This is a genomic window from Variovorax sp. WDL1 (assembly GCF_001541225.1).
Lineage (GTDB): Bacteria > Pseudomonadota > Gammaproteobacteria > Burkholderiales > Burkholderiaceae_C > Variovorax.
The window spans coordinates 110,052-120,128 of the sequence record NZ_LMTS01000327.1; the positions used below are offsets into that span (position 1 = coordinate 110,052).

Genomic DNA, 10,077 nt, shown 5'->3' on the forward strand with positions numbered 1-10,077 from the left:
CTTCAGCTCCTGTCCTTGGCCAGCATGAGCGCGTCGGTCACCGTCTCGATGCCGAGCGCCACCTTGAACGCGTTGTGTTCGAGTGGCTTCGCGCCCGTGAAAGCCAGCTCGGCAACGCGCCGTGCGGTGGTCCGTGTGAGCGGCATTCCGACCAGGCTGCGTTCGGCTTGCGTCGCCCGCCACGGCCGAGTCGCGACGCCGCCGAGCGCGATGCGCGCATCGGCTACGCGGTTGCCGCGGATGTGCACCGCCACGGCCGCCGAGGCGAGCGCAAAGGCGTACGACTCTCGGTCTCGGATCTTGTGGTACGTCGAGGCACGGCCGACAGGGCCCCGCGGAATGCGGATGCGCACGATCAACTCGTCTGCCGCCAGCACCGTCTCCAGGTGGGGCGTGGCGCCGGGCTCGCGGTGCAGCTCGCGCACCGCCAGCGTGCGCTCGCCGCGTGGGCTGATGGTGTCCACCACCGCATCGAAGGCCGTGAGCGCGATCGCCATGTCACCCGGGTAGATCGCCACGCAGGCTTCGCTCCCGCCGAGCACCGCGTGGCCGCGGTTAGCACCTCCGATTGCCGCGCAGCCGCTGCCGGGTGCGCGCTTGTTGCAGGCGAACTCCGGGCCACCGCGAAAGTACGCGCAGCGTGTGCGCTGCAACAGGTTGCCGCCCACGGTCGCCATGTTGCGCAGCTGCTGCGAAGCGGCCTTCCAGAGCGATTCGGAGAGCGCCGGAAACTCGCGCAGCACCACCGCATGCCCCGCCAAGTCGCTCATCGCTGCGAGCGCACCGATGCGCAGCTCCGTGCGGTCGCTCGCGTCGATGCGGGCGAGTCCTTCAATGCGCGTGACGTCGATCACCGTGGCCGGCGCTTCCACGCCGAGCTTCATCAGGTCGAACAGCGTCGTGCCGCCCGCCAAGTAGCGCGCGCCGGGCTGGTGCTGCACGAGCAGCTGCACTGCCTCGCCGGCGCTGCGGGGGCGCAGGTAGGTGAAGTCATGCATTGCGCGTGCCTTCCAGGCGGCGCATCTGCGGCGCGGCTTCGCGGATCGCTTCGAGGATGCCGGCGTAGGCGCCGCATCGGCAGATGTTGCCGCTCATGTATTCGCGGATCTGTGCATCGGTGGTGGCGTGGCCTTCGCGCACGCAGGCGATCGCCGCCATCACCTGGCCCGGCGTGCAGTAGCCGCATTGCAGCGCGTCGTGGTCGACGAAGAACTGCTGCATCGGGTGCAGCGTGCCGTGGGGCGACTCGACGCCTTCGATGGTGGTGACGGCGCAGCCGTCTGTCTTCACCGCGAGCGTGAGGCACGAGGCCACGCAGCGGCCGTCCACGTGCACCGTGCAGGCCCCGCACTGGCCGTGATCGCAGCCCTTCTTGGCGCCCGTGAGGCCCAGTTGCTCGCGCAGTACATCGAGCAGCGAGGCGCGCGGCTCCAGCGCCAGTTCGTAGGGTCTGCCATTGACGGTGACGCGGGTGGCCTGCGAGCCTGCGTGCGGGTTCGCGGAAGCGTCCGGCGTTGCCGCGGCCGCGCCGCAACCGGCGGCAACGCCGGCACTGGCCGCAGTGGTCATCATGAAAGTGCGCCGGTTCAAGACGGGCGCGCGGCCCGCCGCACGCAATGTGGGGGTGTCGTTCATCGTGGGTACTCTTTTTTTGGGGATTTCCTGGCGCGAGCCTCAGAACTCGCGGCCGCGCCATGCATCGACCGATCCGCGCCCGCTGCCGCGCGCGGTGATGAGGAGCGCGACGAAGACCAGCATCAGCGGGTACTCGAAGCCGCGGTCGATCCAGGGGAAGGTCGGCGCCAGCAGCCAGCTGATGACCAGCATCTGCACCGTCACCATCGGCGCGACGAGGCGCGTGAGAAAGCCCACCGCCAGCATCAGCCCGCCCACGCCCTCGAGCAGAGCGATGAACCAGCCGATCAGCGGCGCGGCCGGCAAGTGCAGCACGTTGGCGATCAGGTTGACCGAGCCGGCCATCGGGTCGGCCATGCTGCCGTGGCTGCGGCCCAGCAGCTTGGGCACGCCGTGAGTCATGAGCATCAGCCCGAAGGCGATGCGCAGCAGCAGGTAGCTCAAGGGCTCAAGCCGGTCGTAGAGGCCTTTCAGGCGCGGAAAGATCAGTCGCATGAGTGGTCCATTCGTTGTTGCGAGGCCAGTCTCCTTGTTCCGCTTCATTCAATAAAGAAGGAAAATCTGCCAATTCAATTCAATCAAGCTCAACAATCAGGGCGAGGGCAAACCACATGGACCGATTCGATGCCATGCAGCTGTTCACCCGTATCGTGGAGTTGGGCAGCTTCACGCAGGCCGCCGCCGCGCTCGACATTCCGCGCGCGACAGCCACCCACGCGATCAAGGAACTCGAGACCCGGCTACAGGTGCGGCTGCTCGAACGCACAACGCGGCACGTGCGCACCACGGTCGACGGACAAACCTTCTACGAGCGCTGCCGCCACCTCCTGAGCGACCTCGAAGATGCAGAGTCCTCGCTCGCGCAGTCGGCCGTCAGCCCGCGCGGGCGGCTGCGCATCGACATTCATGGCGCGCCCGCCAACGAACTGCTGCTGCCGCGCATCGGCGAGTTCCATGCGCGCTATCCGTACATCGAGCTCGCAATGGGCAGCGGCGACCGACTGGTGGACCTCGTGCGTGAAGGGGTGGATTGCGTGGTACGCGCGGGGGAGCCGCGTGATTCGTCGCTCGTCACGCGACGGCTCGCGCTGGTGCCGCAGGTCACCTGCGCGAGCCCGGCTTATCTCGCGGCGCACGGCACGCCACTGGCTCCAGCCGACCTCGCACAGCACGTTGGCGTCAACTTCTTCTCGGCGTCCCGGCCCGATCCCTTTCCCTACCTTTTCGAGGTTGACGGCAAGATCGAGGAGCACGCACTGAAAGGCTGGATCAGCGTCAACAGCGCCGACAGCTACAAGATCTGCGCCGAGCAGGGCTGCGGAATCATCCAGGTGCCTCGCTACGGCATCGAGCGGCAACTGCGCGAAGGCACGCTGGTGGAGATCCTCGCGCACGCCCCCTGTCCGCCGATGCCGCACTCGGTGCTGTACCCGCACCACCGGCAGCTGTCGCCGCGGGTGAGGGTGTTCATCGATTGGGTGGCGCAGCTCTATCGCGAGCGCTTCGCGACAGCAGGCGCGGCTTCGGGCGCTCGCGCCTTTGCGGGACACTCAGGTGCTTCCATTTGTTGCTGTAGGACCTAGACTACCAAAGTATTCGGTCTTGGCGTCCCTCGCCGGGGGAGCGGACCGTGTAGTCCCCAGCGCACCAAAAATGCCCCGACCACCCCAAGAAGAAACCGCAGCTGCAGATGACGCGACTGACGACGCCTCCGGGCGGCGCCGGTACCTGACCATCCTCTTTTCGGACCTCTCCGAGTCCACCCGTCTCGGCGAGCTGATGGAGTCGGAGCTCTACGCCGACATGCTCGCGCAGCTGCGCCGGCTCTGCCGCGAGATCATCCCGCGCCACGGCGGCAACATCGCCCGCATCCAGGGCGACGGCGTGCTGGCCTTCTTCGGCTATCCGGAGACGCGCGAGGACGACGGGCGCCGCGCGACCGAGGCTGCGCTCGAGCTGCATGCGGCGGTGAGCCGGCTCGCCGTCGCGGGCGCCGGATTCCCGGCCGGCGCGTTGACGCTGCATTCCGGCATCCACGCCGGGTTGGTGCTCATTTCGGACGGCGATGTGGAACGCGGCCGCTTCGAGCTGCTGGGCAACGTTCCGAACATCGCCGCGCGCCTGTCGGATCTGGCCGAGCGCGACGACATCTGCGTGAGCGAGGAGACGCTCGGGCCGCATGCCCAGTTCTTCACCTCCAGCGAACCCGCGCTGGTGCAGCTCAAGGGCCGCACACCGCCGCTGGCCGTGCGCCGGGTGCTGGGCCGCGCGCCGGCGCCGACGCGCCTGGAGGCGATGGAGCGGCGCACCCTATGCCCCTTCGTCGGCCGCGAGCCGGCGCTGCGCCTGCTGCGCGATCGCCTGCGCATGGCGATCGCCGGCGCGCCGCAGTGCGTCGCCGTGTCGGGCGGCCCCGGCGTCGGAAAGACGCGCTTGGTCGACGAGCTGCGCCGCCATGCCGCCGCCGGCGAATGCCTCGTGCTCCAGGGCTACTGCGGCACCTACCTCGCCGAGCCGCTGCAGCCCTTCCTGCAGATGCTGCGCGCGCTGTTCGGCCTGTCGCCGGGCTTGCCGGCCGAACCCGCGCAGGCGCATCCGCTGCTGGCCGCGCTCGAGAAGGAGGAGGGCGCCGCCGCTGTGCTGGCCCAGGCGCGGCAGCTGGTGGCGCCACGCGAAGAGGCGCGCCAGCTCAGCCCTGGCGCCACGGTGCCGGCGCTGCGAAGCCTGTTCGAGCAGCTCGCGGCCCGCCAACCGCTGATGCTGATCGTGGACGACTGGCAATGGGCGGACGAGGCCAGCCAGCAGACGCTCGATGCGGTGCTGTCGCTGAAGAGCCCCATCTTCGTCGTCGCCGCAACGCGGGCACCTGTCGGCGAGAGCCTGTTCCTTGCGCCCGTCACCACGCTCGAGCTGCAGCCGCTGGACGACGGCGAGGCCGCGCGGGCGACTCGCCACCTGCTGCCCGGCGCCGATCCCTTCGTTGTCGCCGAGATCCAGCGCTACGCCGGCGGCATTCCGCTGTTCATCGAGGAGCTGTGCCATTCGGCCTCGGCGCAGGGCGGCCAGTGGCTGCGCGAGCTTCGCCTGGGCAGCGCGGCCTGGCTCACCGCGCTGATCGAATCGCGCGTCGAGCGCCTGCCGCCCGCGCAGGCCGAAGTGCTGCGGGCTGCCGCCGTCATCGGCGGCGTGTTTCCGGCCTGGCTGCTGGAACAGCTCACCGGGCACGGCGCGGACGATCCGCTGGTCATTGCGCTGGCCGAGCAGGATTTCCTGTTTGCGGGCGAGCAGCCCGGAACGCTGCGCTTCAAGCACGGCATCACGCGCGACGTGATCTACGAGGCCGTCGGCCTGCACCGGCGCCGCGAGATGCATCGCCGTATCGCGCAGGTGCTCGAGGGCCGCGGCGAGGGCCCGGCCCAGGAGGAGCTCTACGAAGCCCTGGCCTACCACTGCGCCGCCGCCGCGATGGCCGAGCCGGCGGCACGCTACGCGCAGCTGGCCGGCGACAAGGCCATGGCCGCCTCGGCGCTGGACCGCGCCCGTGTCCAGTACTCCGCCGCACTGAAAGCCCTCGACGAGTTGGTCCCACCCTCGCGCGAGCTGGCGCTGCGCTGGTGTGCGATCGCGCAGAAGCTGGGCATGGCCTGCGTCTTCGATCCGCTGGGGCTGGCCGACGGCGTGGCGATCTTCGAGCGCGGACTGACGCTGGCGCGCCAGAGCGGGAGCATGGACGCGATCGCGCGGGCGTCCTATTGGCTCGGCTACATCTGCTATGCCAAGGGCATGTCCAAGGCCGCGATCGCACACGTCGAAGCCGCGCTGGATCTCGCCACGCAGATCGGCGATGCGCGACTCGCCGCGCAGGTGCGTGCCACGCTGGGCCAGGCACTGCTGGCCGCCGGCGACTATGGCCGCGCGCTGGTGCTGCTGGACTCGGCAGTGGACAGCAAGCGGCGCCAGAGCCGGCCCGGCAGCAGCCTGGCGGTCGGCTCGGCCTATGCCCTGGCTTGCAAGGGGTACCTGCTTGGCGATCAAGGGCACTTCGCAGAAGCCGACGAGTGCTTCGCCGAGGCCTTGCTGCTGGTGGGCGATTCGCTGCACCAGGTCTCGGCCTCGGTGCGCCACTGGATCAGCGTCGTCTACCAATGGCAGGGGCGCTGGGAAGAGGCGCTGCGCGTGGCCGAGCGCGCCTCGGAGATCGCCGAGCATGTGAAGAGCCGCCAGCAGCTCGCCATGGGCCGCGCGCTGGCCGGCTATGCGCAATGGTCCCTGACGCGCGACCCGCAGGCCCTGCAGGCGGTGCGGGACGCGACGGCCTGGATCGAGGCGCGCAAGGGCCTGCTCGCCACGTCGCTGAACCACGGCTGGCTGGTCGACGGCGCGGTCGCCAGCGGCCGCACAGAGGAGGCGCGGCACCATGCGGCGCGGCTGTTCATGCGGGTGCGCCAGCACGATCGCATCGGCGAGGCCCTCGGATGCCGCGCACTGGCCCGCGCTGCCGCCAAGCTCAACGACTTCGCGCGCGCCGAGCACTACCTCGGCTGCGCCGAGCGCTCGGCGCAGGCGCGCGGCTCGGCGCACGAGGCGGCCGCGACGCAGCTGTGCCGGGCGCAGATCCAGGTGGGCCGGGGCCGCGTCGGCGAGGCGCAGCGGCTGCTCGATGCCGCCTGCACCGCCTTCGAGGCGATGGACATGCGCTGGCACCTCGAGCGTGCCCAGCGCACGCGCGACATGCTCTAGCGTGCACTGGTTTCACACCGGGATCTTCGCCGCCACCTTGTCCGCCACCAGTCCGAAGCCGGTCGGGATCGTGGGGTGCAGCTCGTTCTGCCAGAACTGCTGGTAGTCCGCATCCAGCGTGGACAGGGTGCCGCGCAGGTTCGCATGCACCACGTGCTGGAACTCCGGATGCTGCAGCAGCGCGATCTGCATGGCGTTGAGCCGGTCGATCAGCGTCTTCAGGATCTTCCTGCGGTCCTCCAGCGCGTCGTAGCCCAGCTCGACGAGTCCCGGCTTCAGCCACACGTTGAGGAAGACGCCGCGGCCGTCGGGCACCGGGTAGTCGTAGCCGTGGATCAGGATCGGCACCTTGCGCCCGACCGAGGCGACGCTGACGGTGGTAATGGCCGACAGCATGACCGCCAGCAGCTCGCGCAGCCTCCCGTCGACGACCTTCAGGAGCATCTCCTCCTTGACCGGCTGCGCGTGGCCCTCCGCCGCCGGGTGCACCAGCGACTTGAGCGTCTGCTTGTCGCCCACCACGTCGTTGCCCCCGCCCGAGAGCAGGATCGCCTTCAGGCTGCTCTTGTCGGCCGGGGCCAGGCCCTCGATGCGCGTGGTCAGCCATTGCAGCTGCTCGCCCCGGGTCGTGTCGTCGAGGTCGGGGAGGTCGTCGCCCGGTGGCACTTCGAAGATCATCTCCGCGAGCGTGCTGCCGGCACGGGCGCGCGAATCCACCGTGTAGTGGAACTTGCGCTCCAGCACGTCGAGCACGTCGCCCCGTGGCCAGTAGGAGAACCACGAATCGCCGATCGCGAGGAGCATCTTCTGCGCCGCGGCCAGGGGCGCGAACCCCGCACCGCGCGCCACGCGCCGGCGCTGCCCCTCCACCAGGAAGTCGCCGAGCCGACGGCCGCGTTCGATGGCCGGCTGGTCCTTGTCATAGGTGCCCATGTCCCCTCTCCTTGGCAGCCGGGGCTGCGCCGTGCTTCAGCCGCCGATGCGGCCTTCGAAGGTGAAAGCCAGCGGCGCCGGGCTGGGCCGCATCCGTTCCTTCTCGTCCACCAGGCCGGCCAGGATGCCCAGCAGCACCCCCATGCCCGCCTGGTAGCCCGGGCAGGCATGCGCTGGGTGCGGGCCATCCTGGGTGCGCCGGCCGCCGAAGATCGGCGTCACGTCGAGCTTGTCTTCGCGCAGGTTCTGCTGCGTCGCCGAGACCAGCGACAGGACCACGGTCTCGCCCTCGGCGAGCGTTTCGTGGCCGAGCTGGACGCCTTCGCCCTTGACGCGCCGCCAGACGAGTTCCGGCGAGGGCCGCAGCTGCATCACCTCCTTCAGTGGCGCTTCGAGCAGTGCCCTGGCCCTTTCGTACGGGTCCGCCTCCCGGCTTTGCGCCCAGGCCGTGCGCAGCGACCAGAAGGTGCCGTCGCGCAGCCACTCGTTGAGAGACAGCCGCAGGTTGCCGTCCACGGTGGGCAGGAAACCCATGAGCGCGCCGACAAAGGTGCGCGCCACGAAATCGTCCTGCGGCTTGGCGTCGGGGAAGGCGCGGAGGATGGCGGACGCCAGCACCGCGTCCTTGCCCTGGGGCGTCTTCGGCACGGACTTGCTCTTCTGGAACGGCCGGATGAAGGCATGCAGCGATGCGGTAAGCGCCTCGCCGTAGCGCTCGCCGTAGGCTTTCACGTCCTCGTTGGGGTGGGGCTGGAAGATGTAGCGCGAGGGCGCGGTGAACTGGGCGGGATAGATCGCGGGCTCGCCTTCCTTCCAGTCCCAGCGCCAGCTGCCGGGCACCAGGGCGGGCGCCGGCTCGCCGGGCGCCGGCGCCGCGGGCAGGCCGAACCATTCCTGGCACAGCTGCGCCAGCACCTTGTCGCAGACCTCCTTGGCGTCGAGGTTGAGTTCCCAGCGCTTTCGTCCCAGCAGCGGGGCGATGCCCTTTTCGACTTCGATGAACTTGCTCAGCACCTCCGTGGTGAAGGCAAAGGCCGAGCGGAAAGCGCTCTCCTCGCCGAGGCCGCCGATCGCCTTGTTGACTTCCCTTGACTGGCGCTCGTACTCGCCGCTGCCGTCGCGGTCCAGGCCCAGGTAGATCTGCCGGATCGATCCGTCCATCCGTTCCTGGTAACCCGCCACCGTGTAGTGCCGGTCGTCGCCCAGCACTTCCAGCACGCGCTCGCGATCGGCGACCAGCACGCCGTAGGCCGTGCGCAGCACGCCGCCGTGGTGCTCGCGGATGGCAGCCCAGATGCCGGCGCTGATGAACTTCTCCTGCGCCTCCGGGTCCTCGAGCGCACTCTTCCAGGCCCGGATCGCCGGCGCGGGGCAGGGCGCTCCTTCGAGCCGCAGCAGCGCCTGGATGCGCTGCTCGCCTTCGGCGGCCGACCAGACGGGCAGGGGACGCGGGCCGAGGGCGGCCAGGTGGATAAGCTGTTGCAGCGCATGCACCGAGGGCGTGAACAGGTAGGCGCCCCATTCCACGCGCACGTAGGGCCGCGACTCCTCGTTGACGCCGGGCGCCGCGTCCAGAGCGATGCGATGGCTCCGCGGGACCCCGTCGACCGGATGCTCGAAGCGGAAGCTGCGGTCCTCGCCCACCTCGGGCACGCCGAGCAGCGAATCGCTCTGGCCCGAGAAGCCGCCGGCGCTGTTGCCGCCGACCAGCCAGCGCTGGATCACCTCGAACTGCTCGCTGATGCTGGCGTTGTAGGCCATGAACATCAGGCCGCGCTCCTGGCCGTCGTCCACGTAGCCGCCCTCCGGAGCCGCCTCCGGAAACGCATAGCGCGGTCCGTACGACATGCTCCGGCGCATCAGCCGCGGGCGACGGCGCCCCGGTGGGTCCTGCGGCCCCTGGGCGGTTTCATCCTGCCGCGGGTTGGCTCGGCGGATGTGCGCGTGGAAGGGGCAGACCTTGCCCTCGCCGTCCGCGCGGTAGTCGAAGTCGTTGATCGCCGTGGCATCGACCAGCGGCCGGCCGTCCCGGTGCCGGCCCATCAGCTTCGCGAAGATCAGGTCCTCGTCGAGCCCGGTTTCGCGGCCGGCCTGCCGCACGGTCTCGTAGAGCGCGGCCACATCCTGGCGCAGCTTGCGCACGACCAGGAAGCTGCCGTTGTGGAAGAAGCGCACGCGCTCTCGCTCCGCGTCGCTGTCTCCCTGCGGGGCGGGGTCCGCCTCGTTCGGATAACCGAGCAGCAGTTCGCCCAGGTGCACCTGGTTGCGGTACACGGCGCCGTCGGGCACGGCGTCCAGCACCGGCTGGCCGTCGCCGTCGGCAAAGCCGAAGTGCTCCTGGATCCGCTCTTTGTCGTTCAGGTAGCGGCGCAGCGGCTCGATTGCCAGGAGCCGCACGCCGGGGCGCGCGCCGCCCTGCACGGGATTGCCGAAGAGCTTGCCGATCGTTCCGTGCAGCGGGTGGTTCCGGTCCGCGGGATCGCTCACGTCGTTGCCCGGCGCGCCGATGCGCAGCTGGATCACGAGGTGCACGGCCGCCAGCTCGACAGCGGTGTCGTGCTTCGGCGCGCCGGCCTGGACGAAGCGCTGCGGCAGGCGCCAGCGGCGCGGATGGTTGGCGCGGAAGTCCCCGAGCATGCTGGCCCGCGCCTCCATGCCCTCGCGGAATTCCTGCGGGAACCAGGCCAGCTGATCCTCCGGCATGCCGAGGAAGCGCAGGCCTTCGTAGGTGAGCGCGACGTTGACGATCGGCTGGCCCGCCGGCGGCTG

Annotated in this window: 7 protein-coding genes; 2 read left to right on the forward strand and 5 right to left on the reverse strand. The window is 70.0% G+C overall.

The annotated features are described in order from the left end of the window. Positions 1-2 precede the first annotated feature (2 nt). Genes APY03_RS37520 through APY03_RS37530 form a run of 3 tightly spaced genes read right to left on the reverse strand, consistent with a single transcriptional unit; the run spans position 3 to position 2,130 of the window. The gene (locus APY03_RS37520; RefSeq protein ID WP_068685536.1) at positions 3-998 is read right to left on the reverse strand and encodes an FAD binding domain-containing protein; all 996 of its coding nucleotides are present in this window, start codon (positions 996-998) and stop codon (positions 3-5) included. Next, entirely contained in the window at positions 991-1,635 is a 645-nt protein-coding gene (locus APY03_RS37525) for a (2Fe-2S)-binding protein (RefSeq protein WP_068685538.1), read from the reverse strand. Before APY03_RS37525 ends, APY03_RS37520 begins: the two co-directional genes overlap by 8 nt. Positions 1,636-1,674: 39 nt before the next feature. Continuing rightward, positions 1,675-2,130, reverse strand: a complete 456-nt coding sequence (locus APY03_RS37530; RefSeq protein ID WP_102905436.1) for a DoxX family protein — start codon at positions 2,128-2,130, stop codon at positions 1,675-1,677. Positions 2,131-2,246: 116 nt separating this feature from the next. Between APY03_RS37530 and APY03_RS37535 the strand changes: the two genes are divergently transcribed. Both APY03_RS37535 and APY03_RS37540 read left to right on the forward strand, forming a co-directional pair. Next, positions 2,247-3,218, forward strand: coding sequence for a LysR family transcriptional regulator (locus APY03_RS37535; protein ID WP_068685542.1), 972 nt, complete (start codon positions 2,247-2,249; stop codon positions 3,216-3,218). A gap of 70 nt (positions 3,219-3,288) precedes the next feature. Continuing rightward, entirely contained in the window at positions 3,289-6,375 is a 3,087-nt protein-coding gene (locus APY03_RS37540) for an ATP-binding protein (protein WP_083944860.1), read from the forward strand. Positions 6,376-6,387: 12 nt separating this feature from the next. Here APY03_RS37540 and APY03_RS37545 read toward each other — a convergent pair whose 3' ends face one another. Both APY03_RS37545 and APY03_RS37550 read right to left on the reverse strand, forming a co-directional pair. Next, entirely contained in the window at positions 6,388-7,308 is a 921-nt protein-coding gene (locus APY03_RS37545; RefSeq protein WP_068685546.1) for a hypothetical protein, read from the reverse strand. 36 nt (positions 7,309-7,344) lie between these two features. After that, on the reverse strand, positions 7,345-10,077 hold a 2,733-nt coding region (locus tag APY03_RS37550; RefSeq protein ID WP_198161371.1), incomplete at its 5' end, for a Dyp-type peroxidase domain-containing protein.

Coding starts and splice junctions, on each gene's coding strand:
- APY03_RS37520 (WP_068685536.1), bottom strand. CDS start 998: ATGCATGACTTCACCTACCTGCGCCCCCGCAGCGCCGGCGAGGCAGTG.
- APY03_RS37525 (WP_068685538.1), bottom strand. CDS start 1,635: ATGAACGACACCCCCACATTGCGTGCGGCGGGCCGCGCGCCCGTCTTG.
- APY03_RS37530 (WP_102905436.1), bottom strand. CDS start 2,130: ATGCGACTGATCTTTCCGCGCCTGAAAGGCCTCTACGACCGGCTTGAG.
- APY03_RS37535 (WP_068685542.1), top strand. CDS start 2,247: ATGGACCGATTCGATGCCATGCAGCTGTTCACCCGTATCGTGGAGTTG.
- APY03_RS37540 (WP_083944860.1), top strand. CDS start 3,289: ATGCCCCGACCACCCCAAGAAGAAACCGCAGCTGCAGATGACGCGACT.
- APY03_RS37545 (WP_068685546.1), bottom strand. CDS start 7,308: ATGGGCACCTATGACAAGGACCAGCCGGCCATCGAACGCGGCCGTCGG.